At 68.8% G+C, this 25,151-nt stretch carries 17 protein-coding genes; 13 read left to right on the top strand and 4 right to left on the bottom strand.

Going from position 1 to position 25,151, the window contains the following annotated elements; genetic code table 11:
• Nucleotides 1-31 precede the first annotated feature (31 nt).
• The 6 genes from AB0J62_RS28045 (at nucleotide 32) to AB0J62_RS28020 (ending at nucleotide 11,518) form a co-directional block, all read left to right on the top strand.
• Nucleotides 32-5,356, top strand: coding sequence for a hypothetical protein (locus tag AB0J62_RS28045; RefSeq protein WP_363877301.1), 5,325 nt, complete (start codon nucleotides 32-34; stop codon nucleotides 5,354-5,356).
• A gap of 10 nt (nucleotides 5,357-5,366) precedes the next feature.
• The gene (locus AB0J62_RS28040; protein WP_363877299.1) at nucleotides 5,367-6,299 is read left to right on the top strand and encodes an LLM class F420-dependent oxidoreductase; all 933 of its coding nucleotides are present in this window, start codon (nucleotides 5,367-5,369) and stop codon (nucleotides 6,297-6,299) included.
• Nucleotides 6,300-6,442: 143 nt separating this feature from the next.
• A complete protein-coding gene (gene acnA / locus AB0J62_RS28035; RefSeq protein ID WP_363877297.1) occupies nucleotides 6,443-9,217 on the top strand; it encodes an aconitate hydratase AcnA in 2,775 nt (924 codons plus the stop codon).
• 161 nt (nucleotides 9,218-9,378) lie between these two features.
• Nucleotides 9,379-9,609 (top strand): cold shock domain-containing protein, encoded by a 231-nt coding sequence (locus AB0J62_RS28030; RefSeq protein WP_363877295.1) that lies wholly within the window; start codon nucleotides 9,379-9,381, stop codon nucleotides 9,607-9,609.
• Nucleotides 9,610-10,230: 621 nt separating this feature from the next.
• Nucleotides 10,231-10,788 carry a HEAT repeat domain-containing protein gene (locus tag AB0J62_RS28025; protein ID WP_363877293.1) on the top strand — a complete coding sequence of 186 codons (558 nt, stop codon included), beginning with the start codon at nucleotides 10,231-10,233 and terminating at the stop codon, nucleotides 10,786-10,788.
• Nucleotides 10,789-11,137: 349 nt separating this feature from the next.
• Nucleotides 11,138-11,518 (top strand): GNAT family N-acetyltransferase, encoded by a 381-nt coding sequence (locus AB0J62_RS28020; RefSeq protein WP_363877291.1) that lies wholly within the window; start codon nucleotides 11,138-11,140, stop codon nucleotides 11,516-11,518.
• Here AB0J62_RS28020 and AB0J62_RS28015 read toward each other — a convergent pair.
• Together AB0J62_RS28015 and AB0J62_RS28010 are read right to left on the bottom strand one after the other, a co-directional pair.
• On the bottom strand, nucleotides 11,495-11,911 hold the full coding sequence (locus AB0J62_RS28015) for an HIT family protein (protein ID WP_363877288.1): 417 nt from the start codon (nucleotides 11,909-11,911) through the stop codon (nucleotides 11,495-11,497). The genes AB0J62_RS28020 and AB0J62_RS28015 overlap by 24 nt on opposite strands.
• A 4-nt stretch (nucleotides 11,912-11,915) precedes the next feature.
• Nucleotides 11,916-13,823, bottom strand: coding sequence for a Na+/H+ antiporter (locus tag AB0J62_RS28010; protein WP_363877286.1), 1,908 nt, complete (start codon nucleotides 13,821-13,823; stop codon nucleotides 11,916-11,918).
• Between the two features lie 121 nt (nucleotides 13,824-13,944).
• Between AB0J62_RS28010 and AB0J62_RS28005 the strand changes: the two genes are divergently transcribed.
• Entirely contained in the window at nucleotides 13,945-15,453 is a 1,509-nt protein-coding gene (locus tag AB0J62_RS28005; protein WP_363877284.1) for a CocE/NonD family hydrolase, read from the top strand.
• A gap of 4 nt (nucleotides 15,454-15,457) precedes the next feature.
• Nucleotides 15,458-16,096 carry an alpha/beta hydrolase-fold protein gene (locus AB0J62_RS28000; protein ID WP_363877282.1) on the top strand — a complete coding sequence of 213 codons (639 nt, stop codon included), beginning with the start codon at nucleotides 15,458-15,460 and terminating at the stop codon, nucleotides 16,094-16,096.
• On the opposite strand, the gene AB0J62_RS27995 is transcribed toward AB0J62_RS28000, so the two are convergent.
• Nucleotides 16,093-16,587, bottom strand: a complete 495-nt coding sequence (locus AB0J62_RS27995) for a DUF402 domain-containing protein (protein ID WP_363877280.1) — start codon at nucleotides 16,585-16,587, stop codon at nucleotides 16,093-16,095. The two genes, AB0J62_RS28000 and AB0J62_RS27995, sit on opposite strands and share 4 nt — an antisense overlap.
• Nucleotides 16,588-16,806: 219 nt before the next feature.
• A complete protein-coding gene (locus AB0J62_RS27990) occupies nucleotides 16,807-17,307 on the bottom strand; it encodes a DUF402 domain-containing protein (RefSeq protein ID WP_363877278.1) in 501 nt (166 codons plus the stop codon).
• 180 nt (nucleotides 17,308-17,487) lie between these two features.
• Here AB0J62_RS27990 and dxs point away from each other — a divergent pair, with 180 nt between their 5' ends.
• The 5 genes from dxs to AB0J62_RS27965 all read left to right on the top strand — a co-directional run bounded on the left by dxs (nucleotide 17,488) and on the right by AB0J62_RS27965 (nucleotide 25,097).
• A complete protein-coding gene (gene dxs, locus AB0J62_RS27985; protein ID WP_363877276.1) occupies nucleotides 17,488-19,380 on the top strand; it encodes a 1-deoxy-D-xylulose-5-phosphate synthase in 1,893 nt (630 codons plus the stop codon).
• Between the two features lie 27 nt (nucleotides 19,381-19,407).
• Complete coding sequence (locus tag AB0J62_RS27980) at nucleotides 19,408-20,745, top strand: hypothetical protein (protein ID WP_363877274.1); 1,338 nt, start codon at nucleotides 19,408-19,410, stop codon at nucleotides 20,743-20,745.
• A 66-nt stretch (nucleotides 20,746-20,811) separates the two neighbouring features.
• The gene (locus AB0J62_RS27975) at nucleotides 20,812-22,167 is read left to right on the top strand and encodes a hypothetical protein (RefSeq protein ID WP_363877272.1); all 1,356 of its coding nucleotides are present in this window, start codon (nucleotides 20,812-20,814) and stop codon (nucleotides 22,165-22,167) included.
• 86 nt (nucleotides 22,168-22,253) lie between these two features.
• Nucleotides 22,254-23,735 (top strand): amino acid permease, encoded by a 1,482-nt coding sequence (locus tag AB0J62_RS27970; RefSeq protein ID WP_363877270.1) that lies wholly within the window; start codon nucleotides 22,254-22,256, stop codon nucleotides 23,733-23,735.
• A gap of 54 nt (nucleotides 23,736-23,789) precedes the next feature.
• A complete protein-coding gene (locus AB0J62_RS27965) occupies nucleotides 23,790-25,097 on the top strand; it encodes a hypothetical protein (RefSeq protein ID WP_363877268.1) in 1,308 nt (435 codons plus the stop codon).
• Nucleotides 25,098-25,151 lie beyond the last annotated feature (54 nt).

Here is a 25,151-nt window from a genome sequence, read left to right as displayed (position 1 = left end):
TGGGGCTGGATTCCAATGCGCTGGAGACCTGATGCCGCTCGTTGACCTGGACGACCCTGAGGAGTTGCGGGCCCGCTGGACCGCACTCGCGGCGGTCGCCCATGCCACGGGCTTCGACCGCCGGTGGTACGCCGACGCCGACGGATACCACCACCAGGACGAGACCGCCTCCGTTCTGCGACTGGCCCGGCTCAGCGACGGCCGGGTCGTGCTGTGGGGGTTCCACACGCAGCACAGCGCGACCGCCGGAACGGACCTGCTGGCGGGATCGCCGGACTGGATCGGGCAGCCCGAGGTGCGGCAGCGTCAGGCGGCGGGCGAGCTCGGCTTCGTGTACGGCGCCTTCAACGGGACGTGGGCGCGCGCGTCGTACCCGGGAGATCCGTGGCAACCAGTCGACGACGGGTTCCAGCAGATAGGTGCCTGGATCACCTCCGACGAGGCCGCCGCCGACGAGATGATCGAGTGGGTCGCGGAATGGGCCGACTACCTCGACGGCCTTGACGAACTCCGCCCGTACGGCGTCGAACTGATCCGGACGGCGCTGGAGTCAGGGATCACCGCCGAGGCTCTGGCGGCGTTCTTCTCGCACTTCCGGATCGACCCGCGCTCGCCGGTACAGCCAGAGATCGCCGCGGGAGTCGCGGCGGCGGCGGACTTCACCCGAAACTTTGCAGTACCGGCAAGTTTCGCCGACGACCCTGACACAGCCGAGGTGTCGGTCGTTGAAGATCTCGTGATTGGAAGCCCCGATAGTCGGCCCCCCTCCGCACCCCCCGATGACGAAGAGTCGTTCGTAGTTCCTCCCGGCATCAGCCCCTTCACCGGCCAACCAATCGACACCCCACCGGTCACCCACCCGCCAGTCACACACGGCGCGGCCGCCCATGAGGCTGCGGCGTACGGGCCTACTGGCGAGGAGCCTGACGGGCGTGGGGCTGCTGCGTACGGAGCCGGTGGACAGGACACTGATGGGCGCGGGACTGCGGCATACGGAGGTCTCGCTAGCGGCCGTGTCGGCCAAGAGGCTGCGGCGCGCGGAGCCGAGGCGGGCGGCCCGGTCGGGGTGCGCGAGGCGGGCGGACGCGGGGTGAGCGGGCAGGAGGACTACGGGGTTACCGGGAAGAAGCAGGGCTGGCTTCGCCGCCGCAAACACGACACCGGCTCCACCCCGGCCGTACAGCCCGAGCCGCATCAGCCCTCCGCCGGCCCCGGCCCAGGCGCGTACCTGCCCAACGACGTCCAGAGCGCCGGCCTGCCCACCCCGACGTACGAACCGACCCTCCCGTCCGCGGAGCCTCCACGCGTAGGCGGCGGCCAGTACGAGGGCGACGACTTCTTCAACAGCCTCTTCGCCGACGCCCCCGCCGCAGCAGCCCCGTCACCGGACGAACAGGACTGGGAAACCGCCGAACAACCGTCCTGGTCCAACGAAGAAGCCACCAGCGAATACACCCCCTTCGCCGACGACACCGCCGAAAACAACCCCGCGTGGACCGGCCCCACCTGGATCAACGGCCAATGGGTAGAAAACCCACCCACCCACGGCAACAACTCCCACCCCGCCACCCCTACCCACCCCGGCGCTCACCCAGAGGCACCCGCCCTACCGGCCACCCACCCCGGCGGACCCGCCCAGCCCGGCCAACCCGCTCAGCCCAGCGCGAGGGCCAACTCCGGCACGTACCCCGGTGGCACGGCCAGCTCCGGCACATATCCCGCTGACACGGCGACCTCCGGCACCAACCCAGGTACCGCCTACCCCGAGCAGCCTGCCCGCCCCGGCTCACCCACCGAGCCCGGCCAACCCGGCGACCTTGGCCCGACTGCGCACTCCGGTCCGCAGGCCGGTCGCCCCGCCCACCCCGGTGACAACGCGTATGCCGGTCAGCCCGGCCACCCCGGCGCCCCCACCCAGCCCGGTCAACCCACCCAGCCCGGCGCGACCGCGCACTTCGGAGCGCCGATACAGCCTCTCCAGCTCTCCCAACCCGGCACAGCCGGCCAAGCCAACACCCATCAGCTACCCGCGCCCCCAGCTGCAGCAGCCCCCACGAACTCCCCGTTCGCCCCACCCCTCCACCCAGACACCGCCCCAGCCGACTCACCCTTCGCCCCAACCGCACGCGACGCGGTCCCCTCCGATTCACCCTTCGCTCGGACCGGCCCCGACGCCACGCCCTCCGACTCACCCTTCGCTCCGGACGCCCCGGACGCGGCGCAGGCCGGTTCGCCGTTCGCCCCCAACGCCTCCCCAGAGGCGGCCGACTCGCCCTTCGCTCGGACCGCCCCCGACAGAGCGCCCTCCGACTCACCCTTCGCTCGGAACACCCGCGACGCGGCGCCCTCCGACTCGCCCTTCGCTCCGGACGCCCCCGACGCGGCGCAGGCCGGTTCGCCGTTCGCCCCCAACGCCACCCCTGAGGCGGCCGACTCGCCCTTCGCGCAGTCGCCAGCCGCCGCCGGCGGCCTGTCGTCCGCTGACCTGGAGGACGACGACGCACCCACCGCCGAGATAGCCGCAGTCCTCGACCCGCCTCCTGCGGGCGAGGAAGAGGAGGAAGATCTCGCCTCCTTCACCGGCCCATCGCCGTTCGCCCCAGTCGCGCCCACCGAACCCCAGCAGCCCGCCCCGCAGTACCCAGCGGACCAGCACCCACCAGCCGAGTCCTCACACGACAACCGATCGACCACCCAGTACGCCGACCACCCCACGCCGTACGACGAGGCGCCCACCCCGCCCCCGCCGTACGACGCAACCTCCGGCGACCCGATCGACGCCCCGAACGAGCTGACCGCCGACCTGGACGAGGACGACCAAACCGCCGAGATCCCGGCGGTAATCGAGGACCCCTCGGCGGCACATGCCTCCGACGTACTCCCGGCCACCGCGGACGTCCGCACCCCCAGCTCACCCGACGCCCGTGAGCACGACTCGGCTGATGCACGTGAACACGGCTCGACCGACCCGCGCGCACGCGGTTCGGTACAAGCCCTGGACTACACCTCGGCGAAAGCCGGCGAGCACGACCCTGTTGATGCCCGTGGACACAGCTCGGCTGACACAGGCGAGCAGGACTCGATCGACTCACGCGCGCACCGATCGGCCGATGCTCTGGAGCGCGGCTCGGTAGACGCACGCGCGCAGGGCTCGGCACAAGACGCGGACGAGTCGGCGCAAATGCCGGACGAGCGAGCGCAAAGTGGATCTGCGCTCGATCGGCCGAGCGGTCGGTACGACGGGCAGGATGCCGACGACGAGTCGACGCAAATGCGGGAGGTCCGGGCGCAAGGTGGATCCGCGCTCGATCAGCCGGGCGGCGAGTACGACAGCCCGGGCGGCCAGCACGACAGCCCGGGTGGGCGGTACGACAGGCCGGGTGCGGATGACGACGAGGACGAGGTTTACCGCCGGCCCGCGGCGACCCGCGACGCCCGGAGCCGAGCGGCTGATGCAGGCGCCGAGCCGTGGGCGGCTGAGAGTGCTGCGGATGCTGGGTGGGAGGGTGCTAAAGCTCAAGTAGACCCTCAGCCCTGGCTTCAACCGCAGCCGCGCCCAGAGCCGTGGCCCCAGCCGGAGCCCCAGCCCGCCCCATGGCCCGAGCCGAACCCGCCCCACCCCGAGCCGACCCCGCACCCGGGCCCCGGTCCCGAGCCACACCCAGGCCCCGGTCCGGAACCGCGCCCCGGTCCCGAGCCTTACCCGGGTCCAGGCCCTGAGCCGAGTCCAGGTCCTACACCGCGCCCCGAGCCGGGTCCCGGACCCGCGCCGCAACCCGAGCCGTACCCAGGGCCGGGGCCGCGTCCCGAGCCTTTCCCGGGTCCCGAGCCGACGCCTACGCCGGACCCGTTCCCGGGACCGGAGCCTCTGCCTGAGCCGTTCCCTGACCCGGAGCCGCAGCCGGATCCTGAACCGCAGCCTGAGCCGTTCCCAGAGCCGGAGCCTGAACCTGCCCCCGAACCGCTCCCGGAACCAGAACCTCAGCCGCAACCAGACCCGGACCCCGAGCCACTCCCGAACCCGGAGAACCATCCGGCCCCTGGAGCACCCGCCCAGCCGCGGGCCGCGCAGCACGCCGAGCCCGGGCGCCTGACGGGTTCTTCTGGGGCGCACCCGGACACAAACCTGACGGGATCTTCTGGGGCGCACCCGGACACAAACTCGTCCACGGACGCCCGGCCCGGCTCAGCGCCGTGGCCGCGCTCCGCTCCCGAGCAGGATCACTTTGTTGGGGATCCAGAGGATGACTGGCCGACCGGAGTCGTGCCGGTTGTGGATGACGATGCGCCGACGGGGGAGATGCAGGCGGTCGGGTTCGACGACCTGCCCGCCTCGGGGGAGGACGATGCGGCGTGGTCGGGTGGCCGGGATGCTTGGGGTCGAGAAGACGACGCCACGAACGGCGCGGATCGGACGTACGGTGCCAACGGGGCGGACCGGACGAACGGTGCAGCTCGGCCGGGTGCTGAGCAGGTAGGCGATCCGACGCGGGGGGATGCGGCTGACTGGGACACGCACCCACACCGCGAGGAGCACGGCGACGGAGCGGCCGCTGCTGCCTGGTCGGGCGGAGTGAGCGACGCAGGCGACGCGAATGGCGCGAACGGCTCGGCCGCCGCGAACGGCCGCGCGAACGGCGTGGCGCGTGCGCACAACGGCGACCACGGCGACAACAGTGACCACGGCGACGACGGTGACCACGGCGACAACGGTGACCACGGCGACAACGGTGACCACGGCGAACTCGGAGACCTGGCGGACCTCGGGGTTCAAGCGCACCACGGGACGCCCGGCGCCGGGGATGTGGCTGGGGTTGTGGCTCGGATGTCTATTCCGGGGTTGGGGCTGGTCGGGGGTGATGGGCCTCGGGTTGCGGTGGTGCCGGGGTCTATCGAGGAGGCTATGCGGGCGGAGGCTGAGCGGCCTCGGCCCCGGCCGGAGGAGTCGGAGGCGGTGTTGGCGTTGCGGGCCTGGTGCCGGGCCCGGACGGCGATTGTGCCGTCGGGGTTCACGATTCAGGTGCAGGTGCTCGACCCGGCGGCCCCGTCGTACCGGTTCGATCTGGAGCCGCCCGACGTCGACGATCCGGAGTACGCCGCTGACAAGCTGAGCGGACTGCTCGGCGACCTGTGGCTGACCGAGCAACAAAGCCCTCAGGGCGGTTGGCTGTTCGCGCGGATCGACGCCGCCGGCCGCACGCTCCGGATCGACCGGTGGTACGACCAGGTGCCCGATTGGTGGGACAACCCGATCGAGCCGCGCCTCGACGTCAACGGCCTCGTACGTCGCCTGTACAGCCGCGGCCCGGAATGGCAGCCGTCGTACCTGGAGAAGCTGTACACCAGCGCGAGATAGCGTGGGCGCCATGCTTCTCAGGATCTTCACCGAACCGCAGCAAGGCGCCTCGTACGACGACCTCCTGGCGGTCGCCCGCAAGACCGACGAGAACGGGTTCGACGCGTTCTTCCGCTCGGACCACTACCTCGCCATGGGCGATCGCGACGGCCTTCCGGGGCCGACCGACTCCTGGATCACGCTCGCCGGCCTGGCCCGCGAGACCAGCACGATCAAGCTCGGCACGCTCGTCAGCTCCGCGACGTTCCGCAACCCCGGCGTACTCGCGATCTCGGTCGCGCAGGTCGACCAGATGAGCGGAGGGCGGGCCGAGCTCGGCCTCGGCGCGGGCTGGTTCGAGGCGGAGCACAAGGCGTACGGGCTGACCTTCCCCGACACCCGCACGCGTTTCGAGCTGCTCGCCGAGCAACTCGAGCTGATCACCGGCCTCTGGGACACACCCGTCGGGGAGAAGTACGCATTCCAAGGCGAGCACTACCAGCTGGAAGACTCCCCGGCGCTGCCGAAGCCGGTCCAGCAGCCGCACCCGCCGATCATCATCGGCGGCAGCGGCAAGAAGAAGACGCCCGCGCTGGCAGCGAAGTACGCCGCCGAGTTCAACGCGAACTTCTGCTCGGTCGAAGCCGCCGCAGAGCTGTACAAGCGCGTCCAGACCGCGTGCGAGGCGATCGGCCGTGACCCGAAGACGCTGACGCTCTCGACCGCTCACACCGTGGTCGTCGGCAAGGACGACGCTCAGGTGAAGCAGCGCGCCGACGCGATCGGTCGCGACGTCGACGATCTGAAGGCGAACAGCATCGCCGGTACGCCGGCCGAGGTGGTCGAGCGGCTCGGCCAGTTCGCCGCCGTCGGCTCGCAGCGCCAGTACGTCCAGATCATGGACCTGCACGACCTTGATCACCTCGATCTGATCGCCGCCGAGGTTCTTCCACAGGTTTCATAAGGCCCCACGAAGTTGGCTCGATGTCGTGTATCTTGATATCGAGAGAGTTTCGGAGCGAGGTTAGGGCGACCTGACCTCGCGTCCGGGCGGCGCGCTGGGCAGGATGGGCCTGAGCGAACAAGGACTGACAGAGGAGCGGGTTGATGGCGAGCGTCGACAGCTTCGGTGCCAAGGGGGCACTCGAGGTCAACGGGCAGTCGTACGAGATCTTCAGGTTGGCGGGTATCGAGGGTGCGGACACGCTGCCGTACTCCTTGAAGGTCCTGCTGGAGAACCTGCTGCGCACCGAGGACGGCGCGAACATCACCGCCGAGCACATCACCAAGCTCGGCAGCTGGGACCAGAACGCGGCCCCGGACACCGAGATCCAGTTCACCCCGGCCCGCGTGATCATGCAGGACTTCACCGGCGTCCCGTGCGTGGTCGACCTGGCCACGATGCGCGAGGCGGTCGGCGAGCTCGGCGGCGACCCGACCAAGATCAACCCGCTGGCGCCGGCCGAGCTGGTCATCGACCACTCGGTCATCATCGACGTCTTCGGCCGGCAGGACGCGTTCGAGCGCAACGTCGAGCTGGAGTACGAGCGCAACCGCGAGCGCTACCAGTTCCTCCGCTGGGGCCAGACCGCGTTCGACGAGTTCAAGGTCGTCCCGCCGGGCACCGGCATCGTGCACCAGGTCAACATCGAGCACCTGGCCCGGACCGTGATGGTCCGCAACGGCCAGGCGTATCCGGACACCTGTGTCGGCACCGACAGCCACACCACGATGGTCAACGGCCTCGGCGTGCTGGGCTGGGGCGTCGGCGGTATCGAGGCCGAGGCCGCGATGCTCGGCCAGCCGGTCAGCATGCTGATCCCGAAGGTCGTCGGCTTCAAGCTGACCGGGTCCGTCCCGGCCGGCGCCACCGCGACCGACGTCGTCCTGACGATCACGCAGATGCTGCGCAAGCACGGTGTGGTCGGCAAGTTCGTCGAGTTCTACGGCGACGGTGTGGCCGCGGTTCCGCTGGCCAACCGCGCCACGATCGGCAACATGAGCCCGGAGTTCGGCTCGACCTGCGCGATCTTCCCGATCGACGACGTCACCCTGGAGTACCTGCGGCTGACCGGTCGCTCCGACGACGACGTCGCGCTCGTCGAGGCGTACGCGAAGGAGCAGGGCCTCTGGCACAACCCGGACGTCGAGCCGCGCTTCTCGGAGTACCTCGAGCTGGACCTGTCGACCGTCGTACCGTCGATCGCCGGGCCGAAGCGGCCGCAGGACCGGATCGAGCTGAGCAAGGCCAAGGAGTCGTTCCGCGGCGTCCTCGGCGACTACGCGACCGAGGAGCTCGACGTCGACCCGTCGGAGCTCGGCAGCTTCCCGGGCAGCGACGCGCCGAACGGGCACGGCCACACCGACGACAACCCGCACGTGGTGCAGGGCGCCAAGGACCGGCCGTCGAAGAAGACCACGGTCAGCCTCGACGGCCAGGAGATCGAGCTCGACCACGGCCACGTCGTGATCGCGAGCATCACCTCCTGCACCAACACGTCGAACCCGTCGGTCATGCTGGCCGCCGCGCTGCTCGCGAAGAACGCGGTCGACAAGGGACTGTCGTCCAAGCCGTGGGTGAAGACGTCGCTCGCGCCCGGGTCGAAGGTCGTCACCGACTACTACGAGAAGGCCGGCGTCACACCGTACCTCGAGAAGCTCGGCTTCCACCTGGTCGGCTACGGCTGTACGACGTGCATCGGCAACTCCGGTCCGCTGCCCGAGCCGATCTCGGCCGGTGTCCAGGAGGCCGACCTCGCCGTCGTGTCGGTGCTGTCCGGCAACCGGAACTTCGAGGGCCGGATCAACCCGGACGTGAAGATGAACTACCTGGCGAGCCCGCCGCTGGTCATCGCGTACGCGCTGGCCGGCACGATGGACTTCGACTTCGAGACCGATGCCCTGGGCAAGGACCAGGACGGGAACGACGTGTTCCTGCGCGACATCTGGCCGGCCGCGGACGAGGTCGAGCGGGTGATCGCGAGCTCGATCAACAAGGAGATGTTCGCCAAGGACTACGCCGACGTGTTCGCCGGCGACGAGCGCTGGCAGTCGCTGCCGACGCCCGAGGGCAAGACGTTCGCCTGGGACGCCGAGTCGACGTACGTGCGGAAGCCTCCGTACTTCGAGGGTATGGCGAAGGACCCGTCGCCGGTCACCGACATCGCCGGGGCCCGCGTGCTGGCCAAGCTTGGCGACTCGGTCACCACCGACCACATCTCCCCGGCCGGTTCGATCAAGGCCGACAGCCCGGCGGGCAAGTACCTGGCCGAGCACGGCGTCGACCGCAAGGACTTCAACTCGTACGGTTCCCGCCGCGGGAACCACGAGGTGATGATCCGCGGCACGTTCGCGAACATCCGGCTGCGCAACCAGATCGCACCGGGCACCGAGGGCGGCTTCACCCGCGACTTCACCAAGGACGACGCCCCGGTCACCACGATCTACGACGCCGCCCAGGCGTACGCCGAAGCCGGGACGCCGCTGGTGATCCTGGCCGGCAAGGAGTACGGCTCGGGCTCGTCGCGTGACTGGGCCGCCAAGGGTACGGCGCTGCTCGGCGCGAAGGCCGTTATCACCGAGTCCTTCGAGCGCATCCACCGGTCGAACCTGATTGGCATGGGCGTGCTGCCGCTGCAGTACCCGGAGGGTGAGACCGCGGAGTCGCTCGGCCTGACCGGCGAGGAGACCTTCGACATCAGCGGCGTGACCGCGCTGAACGACGGCGACATCCCGCGCACGGTCCACGTGACCGTCACCGGCACGGACGGGTCGAAGAAGGAGTTCGACGCGGTCGTCCGGATCGACACCCCCGGCGAGGCCGACTACTACCGCAACGGCGGCATCCTGCAGTACGTCCTGCGCTCGCTGATCGCGAGCTGACCACGACTTGCTGGCGAGCTGACGGCGAGTTGACGGTGAGCTGACCACGAGTTGACAGGGAGCTGACGGCGAGCTGACGGCGAGCTGACGGCGAGCTGACGGGGTGACGGGGGCCGACGGGGGCCGACGGGGGCCGACGGGGGCCGACGGGGGCCGACGGGATGGAGCGTCGCACCGGAGAGGACGACGGCGTCGTCCGGTTCTGGAGCGACGAGGAGGGCTGGGGCGTAGTGGACTGCCCCAGCACCCCCGGCGGCTGCTGGACCCACTTCTCGGCGATCGAAGCCAACGGGTTCCGCTCCCTCCCGGCGGGCGCCTCGGTGCGCGTCCGCTGGGAGTCCCCCGGCCAGGACGGCTACAACTACCGAGCCGAGTGGACCAAGCCCCACTGACAAGCCACCCGCCGACCAGCCGCTCCGACCGGACGCCAGCCCGCGACCTGCCTGTCGTGTTGCTGATCTGGTCGGGCGGTGGCGCGTGACTTGCGTGTCGTGTTGCTGATCTGGTCGGGCGGCGGTGCGTGGCCTGTCTGTGGTGCTGGTAGTCGGGTCGGGCGGGCGATGACACGTGACTTGCCTGTGGTGCTGGTGGTCCGGTCGGGCGGTGGTGCGCGCCTGGCCTGTCGTGCTGCTGGTCCGGTCGGACGGTGGCGCGTGACGTGCCTGTGGTGCTGGTGGATGGGTCGGAGGGTGGCGCGACCTGTCTGTCGTGCTGCCGATCTGGTCGGGCGGTGGCCCGTGACCTGCCGGTCGTGCTGCCGCTTCGGCCGGACGCCAGCGCGCGACCTGCCTGTGGTGCCGGTCCGGTCGGGCGGCGGCGCGGGACTTGTCTGGCGTGCTGTTGATCCGGTCGGGCGGCGCCCGCGACGCGGACGTGGCGCCGGCCGCAGACGGCGTACCTCCGGGCGAGACCCGGGGACCGAGCACCCGCACTCAGCTCCCTGCCGATAACGGACGCAGTGGGCGTGGGTCGGCGTGGGTGGAACTGTCGGTGGGGCGCGGTTTACTGACTGCATGAGTGAGAGGCAGTCGCCGCGCGATGTCGTACGTGCCGCGTGTGCGGAGTACGGCGAGGATGTGGTGATCGACTGGTGCGTCGCGTTTCTCACCGGGGAGATCTCGGGTGAGGCGGCGTACGGCGCTGAGCTGCCGAAGCTGGTTGCGATCACCGGGTCGGACAATCCCGGCGGATGGCAGACGCCGGTTGATCCGGTGAACTACTACTGGATCCGCGTCTGGGCGGCCCGCGTGTTCCTGTACATATGGCGCGACGACGTGGTCGACGCGCTGCAGGTTGCGGCGAACGATCCGGCCTGGCGCGTGCGCGAGCACCTCGCCCGGATCACCGCGCAGCGGGAGCTCGGGCAGCTTGTCGATGCGTTGCTGCCGATGCTCGAGCACGAGCTGCCGCGGGTCCGGGCGGCCGCCGTACGAGCCGTCGGCGCGGCCGGGGAGTTCGAACACGCAGACGCGATCCGCCCACTGGCCGACGACCCCGATCACACAGTTCGCGCCGCCGTCGAACGCGCCCTCGAGAACCTGGAGACCCGCCTTGACCGCCCCATCCACTGACCCGACCGACCACACCGACCATGCAGGCGGTGCCGACCCTGCCGACGGTGCTGGCCTGGCCGACGGTGCCGGGCGTGCCGACGGGGTTGACGGTGCCGGGCATGCAGGCGGTGCCGGGCATGTCGACGGTGGCGGGCGTGCCGAGGGTGCCGTGCGTGCCGATGGGGCTGACGGTGCCGGGGGTGCCGGCGGTTCCAAACGTGCCGACCGTCTCGTCGGGCGCATCTCTGTGCGGCGGGCTACGGCGGCTGACGGGGTGGCGGTTGGGGAGGTTCATGCTGCTTCGTGGGGGGCGGCGTATGGGCCGTTGTTTTCGGTGGAGGTGGCTCGGGAGGGGGTTGAGAGTCGGTTGAGCCGTTGGCATGCGCGGATCGCGGAGGGCGACGGGCTGATCATGGTCGGGTTCGTCGATGAGCGACCGATGGCGATTTCCTGGTCGGGGCCGTCGGAGACGCGTGCCGGGTTTGCGGAGATTCACAGCTTCTACACGCACCCCGACGGCTGGGGGAGCGGAGTGTCGGCCGCGCTCATGGCCGGCACGCTGCAGCAGTTGCGCGAGGACGGCTTCGAACGCGTTCACCTGTGGACCCTTCGCGACACCCCGCAGTCACGCCGGTTCTACACGAAGGTGGGTTTCACCGAGACCGGCGCCACCCAGACCCGCGACTTCGGCGACGGCAACCCACTCCCACAGGTGGAATACGAGCTAATCGGCGAGAGCAGCACGTAGTTTCCCGGCGTACTCCGAGGCTTCGGTTTCGTCGGCGTATTTCGTGCGTGGCCAGAAGAAGCCGCGGAGGCCGTCGCCCTTGGTGCGGGGTACGACGTGGACGTGCAGGTGCGGCACCGACTGGGACACAACGTTGTTGACGGCAACGAACGATCCCTGGGCGCCGAACGCCGTACGGACGGCGCCCGCGACCGACCGGGCCGCGCCGAAGAGCGGGATCATCACCTCGTCGGACATCTCGACCATCGTCGGCACATGGGCGCGCGGGACGATCAGCGTGTGGCCCTTGAACACCGGCCGGATGTCGAGGAACCCGACCACGTCCGGGGTGTCCAGCACGATCTGCGCAGGCGTCGTACCGGCGATGATGGAACAGAAAAGACAGTCCGCCATGCCGTCAACCTAGCTTCTCGTCGACGAAACACCATCGCCACGTCTCGCCGGGCTCGAAGCTGCGCATCACCGGATGCTTCTCCGCGTCGTAGTGCTTGCTCGCGTGCTTCATCTCCGACGAGTCGCAGCACCCGACGTGGCCGCAGCCCAGGCACAGCCGCAGGTGCACCCAGGACGTGCCGTCGGCCAGGCATTCCTCGCAGCCGTCCGGCGTGTTCGGCGCGACGACCACCGGCGATTCTGCGAGGTGTTCGCACTCGCCGCCGGGCAGCATCTTCGGCCGCAGATCCTCCGAGCGCCCGCCGACGTCGTCGTCCTCGTCGCGGTCCAGGATCGACTCCTCGATGTCGAGCGCGTTCTGTGCCCGTTGCAGCACCTCGTCGGCAACCAGTCCGGCGTCGCGGACCTTCAGGATGTGGGTACGTTCCGCCTCGAGCATTGCGATCCGCAACCGCCGGTACGCCTCGCTGGGCGTCTCGTACTCGGTCTCCGGCCGCCCGAGCCGCTCCCACGCGGCCTGTGCGCGCGCCTCACCCCGCTGCCGCAGTACGTCGAGCACGGCCGGCGGGTCCGACGGTGACGAGATCTCGTCGAGCTTCTCGATCGCGGCGCGGTGCGCTCCCTGCAGTACGGCGGCCTCCTGCAACGCGTCCTCCGCCGGGTCCGGGCCGGGCAGGCGCAACCGCCGTACCAGCCAGGGCAGCGTCGACCCCTGGACGAGCAGCGTGCCCGCGGTCACGGTCAGCGCGATGAAGACGAGTACTTCGCGATGCGGCGTGCTCTCGGGCAGGGTGAACACCGCCGCCAGCGTAACCACGCCGCGCATCCCGGCCCAGCACAGGATGATCAGCGCGCGCCGCGAAACCGGTCCGGGCCGGGACGGACCGAGCACCCGCCGCGAGAGCAGCGTGGTCGGAATGATCCAGATCGGCCGCAGCAGCACCACCGCGAGGAACACCGCGACCGTGGCCGTCGCGATCAGCCACGCCGGGAGCGGGCTGTTGCCGAGCGCGTCCAGGATCCACCGCGTCTGCAGGCCTATCAGCAGGAAGACCATGTTCTCCAGCAGGAACTGGATCGTCCGCCAGTTGGTCCGCTCCGACATCCGCGACTTCGCCGACTGGATGATCGGCGCCTTGTGCCCGAGCAGCAGCCCGGTGACGACGACGGAGAGTACGCCGGATGCGTGCACGTAATGGTTCTCGGCCGCGATGTAGGCGATGAACGGCGCCGTCAGGCTGAGCGTGGTGTCCAGGACCGGATCGGTGAACCGGCGGCGGATTTTCGCCAGGACGATCGCCACCACCAGGCCGACGAGTACGCCGCCGCCCGCCGCGCGCAGGAAGTCGAGGCTCACGTGCAGGACGGTCGGGGCGACGACGGCCGCGGCAAGCGCCGTACGGAGGCAGACGAGCGCGGTCGCGTCGTTCATCAGGCTCTCGCCCTCGAGGATCGTCACGATCCGGCGGGGGAGGCCGACGCGTTTGGCGATCGCGGTCGCGGCGACCGCATCGGGCGGTGCGACGACGGCGCCGATCGCGAACGCGGCCCAGAACGGCAGCGGCTCCTGACCGATCGACTGCGCGACCACGCCGAGCAACCACCAGGCGACCAGACCGACGCCGAGCGCGGTGAACGCGACGAGGCCGACCGACAGCAGACCGATCGACCGCCGGTGCTTGGTGAAGTCGACCAGGCTGGTCTTGATCGCGGCCGAGTAGAGCAGCGGCGGCAGGAATCCGACCAGCACGACCTCGGGCGAGAGTTCGATCCGGGGGATGAACGGCAGGTACGACACGGCGATCCCGATGACCACCAGCAGCAGGGGAGCCGAGACCCCTATCCGCCGCGCCAGCGCGGCACCGGCCGCGACGACGGCGACGAGGGCTACGACCTCGATCGCGATATGCACGCGCACAGTGTCGCAGTGCGGCGCGGATTTACACTGGTCGGTTCGCCCACGGCTGAGTTCGGGCTGGTCAGCCGGGAGGTAGTCCTCTAGCGTGTGATCAGCCGATCACCAGGAGTCATGGATGCGTCGTCGTGTGCTTGCTCTGGCGGGTGTAGTCGCCCTGCTGTTCTCGCCGGTGGTCCCCGCGGCCGCGGACAGCACGGTGGTCAACGGATGTGTCGCATCGGTGCCAGAGCCTGGTACTACGACGCCCGTACGGATCTGCTACTCGCTGTTCAAGCCCCCGACGGCTTCCGCGCAGCACACCGTGCCGTTGATCTTCCACAGTCATGGATGGGGCGGGAGCCGGACCAAGGACCCGGCCGCATTCAAGGACTGGCTGGACGCGGGCTTCGGCGTACTGAGCTTCGATCAGCGGAGCTTCGGCGAGAGTACGGGCGTCGCGCACGTGATGAACCCGGACTTCGAGGGTCGCGATGTGGTGAAGCTCGTCGACCTGGTCGCCGGCCTCGACTGGGTGACGAAGCAACGCCCCGGCGATCCGTTGATCGGCGCGATCGGCGGGTCGTACGGCGGCGGGTACCAGTTCGCCGGCGCGTTCACCGAGCTGCGCGACAGCGGTCGGACCCGGTTCGACGCGCTCGCGCCGGAGGTCACCTGGTGGGACCTCAAGCAGAGCCTCGCGCCGCAGGAGGCCGCGCGGACCATGTGGCTGTCGATCCTGTTCGCGGGCGGCGGCACGCATCTTCCGCCTGCTGTGTCGGCCGCGTTCGTGGCATTGATCGCCACTGGCGCGTGGCCGGCGGGTAAGGCCGGTCGCGATCTCGATGCGTTCTTCGCGCACAACGGGCCTGCCTGGCACGTGCAGCAAGGACGCAAGCTCGATATCCCGGTCCTGTTCGGGCAGGGCATCTCCGACAACCTCTTCAACCTCAATCAGGGTCTCGCGAACTTCGACCGCGCGCTCACGGCTCGCGCACGGGCCCGTTCGATCTTCGTCGGGTACAACGGCGGTCACACACTGCCCAGCGTCGTACCGCCCGGTTTCGCGACCGCCGGCGATCCGTGCTCGATCGCTCTCGGATCGCCGAACTTCGCCGCTCTCTCGATCCGGTTCATGCAGCTCGAGTTGCTGCACAAGTCGACCGGTCTGACCGGCTTCGGCACGTACCACCTGTCGACGGCTGCAGGTCGTTGCCTCACGCAACAGAAGCTGACGCCGAACAAGAACTATCGCCTCGGCAAGATCGTCGCCCCGACCGGCGTCGGTCTGCCCGTCAACCTTCCGATCGCTCGCGGCCCGCTCACGATCGCTGGTACGCCGACGCTGACCGCCCACGTCTACACAGTGTTTCCGCAATCCGCGGCGTACTTCGCATTGAGCGTCGGCAAGAGCCCGTTGACCGCGAAAGTCGTGCAGAACAACACGATGCCGCTGCGCGAGAAGCACCCGGCCCGCGGCGTACTCCGCACGATCGAGCTGCCCGCGATTGCGGTCGACGTACCGGCGGGTGAGAACTTGTATCTCACCGTCGCCCCGATCGCCGACATGTACGCCGGACAGCGCGGACCGCTGCCGGGAGTGATGATGCTCAAGGGCGGCACGTTGGCCCTGCACTCGGTACGGTGAGCGGATGGCAGCAGTCACCGAGAGGTTCGAGTACGACGGCGGCCGGCAAGTCACGGCGTACGTCCCGGCGGAGACACCTGAGGCGGTGGTGTTCGCCGGCGACGGCCAGCTGATCTCGCAGTGGGGCGAGTTCCTCAACGCGGCGGACGACGTACCGCCGACGCTGCTCGTCGCGACGCACCGCCTGGACGACGAGCTGGAGCGGATCCACGAGTACTCGCCCGGGTTCGAGCCGGAGCGGTTCGCGGCACACGAGAAGTTCTTCGTCGAGGACGTCCGCTCGTGGGTGCGTAAGCGCTTCGACGTCGCGCTGCCCGCGGGACGTACGGCGGTGTTCGGTGTCTCGGCGAGTGCCGAACTCGCGCTCGCGATCGGGCTTCGCCACCCCGACATCTACGGCGCGATCTTCTGCGCATCGCCCGGCGGGGGATACCAGCCGCCCGGCGACATGGGGAGCTTGCTGCCACGCGCGTACTTCGTCGGCGGCACGGAAGAGGAGTGGTTCCTGGCGAACGCAGCGCGCTGGGCGGACGCGCTCCGCGACGCCCAGGCAGACGTCGTACTGACCGAGCGGGCCGGCTCTCACGGCGACGACTTCTGGCGCAGGGAACTCCCGCTGATGGCGGCCTGGGCTTTCGCCTAACGAATCTTGTCGAGGTACGTCTTGTAGACCGTGAGGAACGGCTCGTCGGTCGACACCGCACCGACCAGCCAGTCACAGGTCTCACGCGCGGTCGCGATCACCTCGGCCGGATACCCGTACTGCACCTGATGCTCCGCGAACTCGTCCTCATCGTCGATGAACACGTTCCCGTCCCGGCGCTTGATCACGTCCAGATCGAGATCGATCATCGTCACCACATCATCGGAGAACTCCACCGGCGTGGTGATGTCCGCATAGATCTCCGTGTACCGCGGCTCGTCGTTGAAAATCGCAGTGAACCACTTGCCCCGCGGAAACAACTGCACATGAGCCTGCTCCTGCGTAACCACCGGCTCATCCCCGCGCTGCGACACCGACCCCGCCGGCGCCCCCAGCCACACGCCGTACTCATCCTCTCCGAGAAACCGCATCCACTGATGCCAGTGCAACTTCTCGTCATACTTCCGATACACCACCCGAACATCACGCATACCCCTCAACCTATCGACCCAGAGGTGCGCCGCACTCAGCTGCAGCCACCCTGAGGAGCCGCCGGGTCATTTCTGCAACTTCCTGCAACTTTGCGGTGGGGAGTGGACCAGTCGCTGATTGCCACCGAGCATGGTGTGGTGCCGGACTAACCCCGACACACGTGATCGGCCCTTGTCGGCTCAGGGGGGCTCCTAGCCGACGGGGGCCGGTTGCGGCGTTCACATACTCCGGATGAGTTCCAGGTAGGGCTTGTAGGCGGTGGTGAAGGGTTCTGTGGTCGTGATGGTGGCGGCCAGGTGGTCGCAGGTTGCCTGGGCGGTGGCTACTACCTGGGGTGGGTAGTTGTAGCGGATCTGGTGGGCGTGGAACTCGTCTTCGTCCATGACGTGGACGGTGCCGTCGCGCAGCAACCGGATGTCGAGGTCGAGGTCGACGAGGGTCACGGAGTCGACGCCGAACTCGGCCGGCATGGTGATGTCGCAGTAGATGGCGGTCTGGTGGGGCTCGTCGTTGAACAGCGCGCTCCACCACTGGCCGCGGGGGAAGAGCCGGACGCGGTGGTGGTCGATGGTTTTCCAGCTGCCGTCGGCGCGTTGGCCCTGGGTGCCCGGGACGGAGCCGACCCACAGGCCGTACTCGTCCTCGCCGAGGCGGATCGCCTCGACCAGGCGATGCGGCTGCCCGTCGTACTTCCGGAACAGGGTCCTCACCAGGTCCATACCGATGACTCTAAGTGAGACGCACACCACGCCGAACCAACGACTCCCGGGAAGCGTCTTGGAGTGTGAGATTGCCCAAGATCGGCCCGAACCCCGCTCGGCGGCCCGTGACCGAGTTCGGATTCCGGGCAAGGCGAGCATAGACTCAAGCATTCGAGAAAGACCTGCGGGAGGAGCTCGATGCGCGTGCTGGAGACGGTAGGAGGTCCGGAGGACCTCAAGAAGCTGACTGATCAGCAGCTCACCGATCTCGCGGCGGAGATCCGGGACGTGCTGGTCGAGACCGTCTCCCGAACCGGGGGTCACCTCGGCCCGAACCTGGGGATGGTCGAGATCACCCTGGCGATGCACCGCGTCTTCGACTCGCCCCGCGACCGCCTCGTCTTCGACGTCGGCCACCAGGCGTATGTGCACAAGCTGGTCACCGGCCGCGCCCCGCGCTTCGACACGCTCCGTCAGCAGGGCGGCCTGTCCGGCTACCCGAGCCAGACCGAGTCCGAGCACGACATCATCGAGAACAGCCACGCCTCCACAGCCCTGTCGTACGCCGACGGCTTGGCCAAGGCGTACCGGCTGAACAAGGAGGACCGCCACGTCGTCGCACTGATCGGCGACGGCGGTCTGACCGGCGGCATGGCCTGGGAGGCGCTGAACAACATCGCCGCCGCGAAGGACCTCAAGCTGGTCATCATCGTCAACGACAACGGCCGGTCGTACAGCGACACCGTCGGCGGCCTCGCGACGCACCTGACCTCGCTCCGCACCAACCCGCGGTACGAGAAGGTTCTCGACCTGATCAAGAAGAACCTCGGCCGTACGCCGTATGTCGGCCCGCCGATGTACGAGGTGCTGCACGGGATCAAGAAGGGCCTGAAGGACATGCTCGCCCCGCAGGGCATGTTCGAGGACCTCGGCCTCAAGTACGTCGGACCTGTGGCCGGTCACGACCGTGAGGCGATGGAGGACGCGCTCCGCAGCGCGAAGGCGTTCGGCGGACCGGTGATCGTGCACGCGGTGACCAAGAAGGGCTTCGGCTACCTGGCCGCCGAGCAGGACGAGGAGGACAACTTCCACCAGATCCGGCCGGCGAACAAGCCGCGCGGCTGGACGGACGTGTTCTCCGACGAGTTGGTCAAGATCGGCCACCGCCGCCCGGACGTGGTCGCGGTCACGGCGGCGATGCTGCATCCGACCGGCCTGGCCCGCTTCGCCGACGAGTTCCCGGACCGGACGTTCGACGTCGGCATCGCGGAGCAGCACGCGGTGACGAGCGCGGCCGGTCTCGCGATGGGCGGCCTGCACCCGGTCGTCGCGATCTACGCCACGTTCCTCAACCGTGCCTTCGACCAGGTCCTGATGGACGTCGCGTTGCACAAGTGCGGCGTCACGTTCGCCCTCGACCGCGCCGGCGTCACCGGTGACGACGGCCCGAGCCACAACGGCATGTGGGACATGTCGATTCTCCAGGTCGTGCCCGGCCTCCGGTTGGCCGCGCCACGTGACGGCAAGCGGGTCCAGGAGCTCCTCAACGAGGCGGTCGAGGTGGAGGACGCCCCGACCGTACTGCGGTACTCGAAGGGCGAGGTGTGCCCGGACATCGAGGCGATCGACCGCATCGGGCAGCTCGACGTGCTCAAGCGGACCGGCAACGACGTACTGCTCGTCGGCATCGGCGCGATGGCGGCGACCGCGATGGATGTCGCGGACCGTCTCGAGGCACACGGCTTCGGTGTCACCGTGGTCGACCCGCGCTGGGTGAAGCCGGTGGCGCCCGAGCTGGTCGCGCTGGCCGCGGACTTCAAGCTCGTCGTCACGGTCGAGGACAACGGCCGGGCCGGTGGATGCGGGTCGATGATCGCGCAGGCGGTCCGTGACGCCGGCATCGAGACCCCGATCCGCGACTTCGGCATCCCGCAGGAGTTCCTGCAACACGCCAAGCGTCCCGTCGTACTGCAGGAGATCGGCCTGACCGGGCAGGAGCTGGCCCGCGAGATCACCGAGCTGCTGTCGGAGCACCACGGCGACGCCCTCGACACGCCCGACCCGGCGGGCGACCGCCCGGGCAACGCCTAGGCACGTCACTGACCAGGACCCAGAACCGTGGCTGAGGCAGGGCGGCACAGCCGCCACGGTGGCGCCCGACGGCGGTTGAGCCGGGTCTGGCCGGTCCTGCTGTCGCTGGTCCTGATCAGCGCCGCAGTCGCGGGCGGTCTCGCGCTGCATCGCTCGAGCCAGCGCGCCGACGGCTCGGCGGACGGCGCCGCCAGCACGGCGAGCGTCGACCTCGCCGCTCGCACGGCCGCGGTCGACGTCGTACTGAAGCGGCGCGCGCAGGCCGTGCTGGCCGGTAACGAGACGGAGTTCCTCGCCGACCTGGATCCCGCCAACACGCGTCTCGTCGAGAGCCAGCGGGTTCTGTTCACGAACCTTCGCCAGTTCGGTTTCGCCAAGCTGACCTACGAACAGCTGTCCCAGCAGTACGACGACAGCATCGTGCAGAAGGACGGCCCGACGACGTACCTGGTCGCCGTCGCGATGACGTACCAGATCCGCGGCATCGACCTGGTCCCGGTTCGAGCGATGCTCGGCTACACGTTCACCCAGCGTGCGAACGGGTCCTGGATGCTGGTCTCGGACTCCGACATCGACAAGCGCCTCCCGCGCGGCTCGCACCAGGAGGCATGGGACTCCGGCCCGGTCCTCGTCAAGCGGGCGCCGCGCGTGCTGGTCGTCGTCGAGAAGGGCCAGGACACGCTCGCGACCAAGCTGGTCTCGATGTCGCTCAGCGCGGTACAGGCCGTCACCAAGAGCTGGCCCGGCGGCTGGAAGGGATCCGGTGTCGTGATCGCGCTCGACGACAAGCTCGTTCGCGGCGCGGACTACACCCAGCCGAAGAACGCCGAGGACGCGATCGCGATGGCGACCTGGGTGTACCGCACGCTGCCGGGCGAGGTCACCGCCGCGGGGGAGCGGGCCGACTCGTACGTCGTCATCAACCCCTTCAACCGCAGCAAGGTCGATGCGCGCACACTCGCCCACGAGTTCACCCACGTCGCCACCGCGCCGTACGGTCCGTACGCGCCACGCTGGCTGGTCGAGGGCGCCGCGACGTACGTCGAGTTCCTGCCGATGGCGGGGGAGAAGAACCTGGCGATCACGCAGTACCGGCAGGACGTCCGGACGAAGTACCTCGCGAAGGCGAAGAGTCTGCCCGCGGACGCGACCTTCTTCGACCAGGCCGACAGCTCGTACCCGCTGTCCTGGCTCGCGCTCGACTACCTGTTCACGCGGTTCGGCGGGACCGAGGTCGGCACGCTGTACCGCGAGCTGGCGGCGATGGGCTCGACCCAGAAGGAACGCGACCGGATCATGCTCGAGCACATCGGGATGACCGAGACGGGACTTTTCACCGCCCTGAAGGCTGCCGCGGCAGCATAAAGCGCGAAGGTCGGTTAGGGTGACCCGTCTGCGACCATCGGGTACTCGGAGGGGAACCAACCCGAAGTGAGTGCAACGACGCCTGAATCACGGCCGCCCACCGGCCCCCGCCGCTGGCTGGGGCTCGTACTGGCAGTGGCCGCGGTGTCGGGCGGAGTGGTCTACACCGTTGAACAACGCGAGCAGGACGCCCGCAGCCACCCGGCGATCGTCCAGACCGCGTCCCCGACCGCGCCGAAGGCGACCAAGCCGTCGCGGATCGCGGCCCAGATCGCCGCCCGCCGGCTGGCCGTCGACTCGATCCTGCTTCGCCGCGCGCAGGCCGTGCAGACCGGCAACGAGGCGCTGTTCCTCGCCGATGTCGATCCGGCCAACAAGAAGCTGCGCGCCGAGCAGAAGATCCTGTTCGCGAATCTGGTCGAGATCGGTTTCACCGAGCTCGGGTACAGCCAGGCCGAGGAGCGTTTCAACCCAGCGGTGGTCCGGGCCCACGGTGGTACGACGTACCTCGTGCGGGTGCTGATGCGGTACCAGATCCCGAAGGTCGACTTCACGCCGGTGACGACCGAACTCGGCTACACGTTCATCTCCCGGGCCGGCCACTGGCTGCTCACCGACGACAACGACCTGGACGCCGACCTCGGCCCGGGGGCCCATCGCGAAGCCTGGGACCTGGGCCGGATCGAGGTCCAGCGCGGGCCGCGGGTACTCGCGGTGGTCGAGAGGGGTGACACGAAACGCGGACGGGCGATCGTGGCCGCCGCGACCGAGGGCCTCAACGAGGTCACGGCGTACTGGCCGCGCAAGTGGAACGGCTCGGTGCTCGTGATCGCGCTCGACGAGACCGACGTACGCGACGCGCGGTTCGCCGACGAGGACATCGAGTCCGCGGCCAGCACCGGTTCGACATTCTCGTCGCTGCCTGGTCAGGACACCGCCGACGGTACGGTCGCCGGCGGCTACATCGTGATCAACCCAAACGAGCGCGACCGGGTCGACGAGATCCTGCTGTCGCACGAGATCACCCACGTCGCCACCGCGGACCTCGGCGGGTACGAGCCGCTCTGGCTGGCCGAAGGCGCCGCGGAGTACGTGTCCTGGAAGGGGATCGAGGCGATCAGCGGACCCGGCGAGGTCGCCAAATGGGAGCAGGAGGTCATCGACGAGGCGCTGCCGCAACTGTCCTCACTACCGAGCGACGCCGGCTTCTACCAGAACTCCGCCGACGTGTACGGCGTGAGCTGGCTCGCCGTCCGGTTCCTCGTCCAGCGGATCGGGCTCGCCAAGGTCGAGGACCTGTACGAGGACATGGCCAGGAACGGCACCGACCAGGCCGCCCGGGACCGGATCCTGATGGAACGCACCGGTCTCACCGAAGCGACTCTGTGGACGTCGCTGGCAACATACAAGCCACGACGCTGAGTGGCGGTTTGACCTCGCGCTGTCAGAGGGGCAACCTCGAAGGGTTCCGTCCCTGTCTTTGAGAAGACGCAGTCGAGGAGGCGCAGATGAGTCTTGTGCGGAAGAAGACGATCGAGCAGTCGATCGCCGACACGGACGAGCCGGAGTACCAGCTCAAGAAACGCCTCACCGCGATAGACCTGACCGTCTTCGGCATCGGCGTCATCATCGGTGCCGGTATCTTCACCCTGACCGGCCGCGCGGCCAAGCTGTACGCCGGCCCGGGTATCGCGTTGTCCTTCGTCCTGGCCGCGGTCTGCTGTGCACTGGCCGCGTTGTGCTACGCAGAGTTCTCGTCGACCGTGCCGGTGTCGGGTTCGGCGTACACGTTCTCGTACTTCGCCCTCGGTGAGATCTTCGCCTGGATCATCGGCTGGGACCTGCTGCTCGAGTTGATGCTCGGGGCAAGCGTCGTGTCGCAGGGCTGGTCGACGTACGCCGCCTTGTTCCTCGATCAGATCGGGTTGGGCTGGCCGTCGTCGATCGGGCCCGACAGCCATGTGAACGTGCTGGCGATGCTGCTCGTGCTCGTGCTGGCGACGCTGGCGACGATCGGGATCAAGGAGTCGCTGCGGGTCAACCTGGTGCTGGTCGGCATCAAGCTGTTCGTGGTCCTGTTCGTGATCATCGCCGGCCTGTTCTACATCAAGGGCTCGAACCTGACGCCGTTCATCCCGCCGAGCGTGCCGGCCCCCAACGGCGACGTCACGATCACCACGCCGCTGTTCCAGGCGCTGTTCGGTTTCACACCCTCGACGTTCGGCATCATGGGTCTGGTGTCCGGCGCGTCGCTGGTGTTCTTCGCGTTCATCGGGTTCGACGTCGTCGCGACCACGGCTGAAGAGGCGAAGAACCCGCAGCGCGACCTGCCCCGCGGCATCATCGGCTCGCTGGCGATCTGCACCGTGCTGTACGTGCTGGTCTGCATCGTCATCACCGGCATGGTGAAGTACACCGACATCAACGGCGAGGCCGCGCTGGCCGAAGCGTTCCGGTCCGTCGGCCGGGGCGGCTTCGCGACGCTGATCTCCGCCGGTGCGGTCGCCGGTCTGACCACCGTCGTCCTGACGCTGATGATCGGCGCGGCGCGGGTCGTGTTCGCGATGAGCCGCGACCACCTGATGCCGCGTCAGCTCGGCAAGACGCACCCGAAGTGGGGTACGCCGTACCGCCTGACGATCGGGATCGGCATCGTCGTCGCGATCATCGCTGGGGTCACCCCGATCGGCAAGCTGGAAGAGATGGTGAACATCGGCACACTGGCCGCGTTCACGCTGGTGTCGATCGCCGTACCGCTGCTGCGGAAGAGCCGGCCGGACATCAAGCGGTCGTTCACCGTGCCGGGCAACCCGGTGATCCCGATCCTGTCCGCGATCATCTGCGTCTACCTGATGCTGAACCTGTCGCTGGAGACCTGGCTGCGGTTCGCGATCTGGATGGTGCTCGGATTCGCCGTCTACGCCCTCTACGGCTACCGGCGCAGCCGGGTCGGTCTGGAGGAGCGCACCGGCGAGGCACAGAAGGCGTGATCATCGCCCTCGGATGGTCGGCTAGGATCAGCCGACCATCCGAGGGGATCACCAATGAATCACCCGAAACGCCTGCTCGCGGGCGTTGCCGCGCTGGCGCTCGCTGCGTCCGGCGCGGTCGTCGCCGTACGGTTCCGGAACGGCGAGACACCAGCGGGCGACAGCGCGGTCGCCGCTGTCGCGACGCGGGCGGCTTCGCCCACACCGGGGGAGCTCGCTCCTGCTGAGGAGCTGGCGCGCAAGCAGGCGATCGATGCCGTGCTGGCCCAGCGGTCGACCGCCGTACTCAAGGGCGATGTGAAGGGCTTCCTGGCCTCGGTCGACCCGAAGCAGGCCGAGTTGGTCGCGCGGGAGCGGCTGCTCTTCGTGAACCTGCGGAAGTTCGGGTTCAGCTCACTGAAGTACTTCACCGCCGATGCGTTCCGGCCGGTGCCGGGGCTGGTCGCGAAGTTCGGGCCGACGACGTTCTCGACGCGGGTGATGATGCGGTACCAGTTGGTGGGGCTGGATCCGCAGCCGGTGCAGACCGACCTCGGGTACACGTTCGTCCAGCGGGGTGCTGCGTGGGTGCTCGTCGACGACACCGGGACCGACGAGAACCTCAGCCGCGACGGTCATCAGCAGCCGTGGGACTTCGACGAGGTCCAGGTGGTACGCCGTGGCACGGTCGTCGTTGTCGTGGACAAGCGGGAAGCGAGCCTCGGCACGAAGGTCGCGCAGGTCGCCGAGAAGGCGGTGAAGTCGGTCCGCAAACACTGGGCGCGACCGTGGAACGGCGCCGTACTGGTGGTGGCGATGCCGCAGGAGCGTGTCATGTCGACGATCTGGACCGCGGGGACCGGGGATGGCTGGACGATCGCGGCGAAGGCTGTAACGCTCTACCAGGGCGAGCAACTGGGCAAGCCGGTCGGGCCGCCCATCGGCAGCCGCATCGTGGTGAACCCAGCCCTCCGCAAACGCCTCGACAAAGACCTCCTAGTGCATGAGATGACGCATGTCGCGACGGCGACCCTCGGCATCTACACCCCGATCTGGATGGTCGAAGGCATGGCGGAGTACGTGCGCTGCCGGTCGATCGAGGATGATCCGCACTGGTCGGTCGACCCGTACCGCAAGCGCGTGAAGTCGGCGTACCTCCCGAAGCTCACCTCGTTACCTGACACCACCGTCTTCGACGCCAACGCAGACCGCGCCTACGGCACCAGCTGGTGGATCGTCGAATACCTCGCCAACAAACTAGGCGAGAAGAAACTGGCCACGCTGTACACCGACATGTCCCAACACGGCCCCACAGTCCTGACAAAAGACACCGGCCTGACCCCCGCCCAACTCATCGCCGCCGCCAAGAAGTTCAAGGGCTAAAGAACTTTCAGATGTCGACCTGATGGTCGCTGGGGGTCGGAGTGGGCTTCCGGG

The sequence above is a fragment of the Kribbella sp. NPDC049584 genome, assembly GCF_040675555.1.
In the GTDB taxonomy this organism is placed as follows: Bacteria; Actinomycetota; Actinomycetes; order Propionibacteriales; family Kribbellaceae; genus Kribbella.
This window is presented reverse-complemented; position numbering and strand designations above follow the sequence as displayed.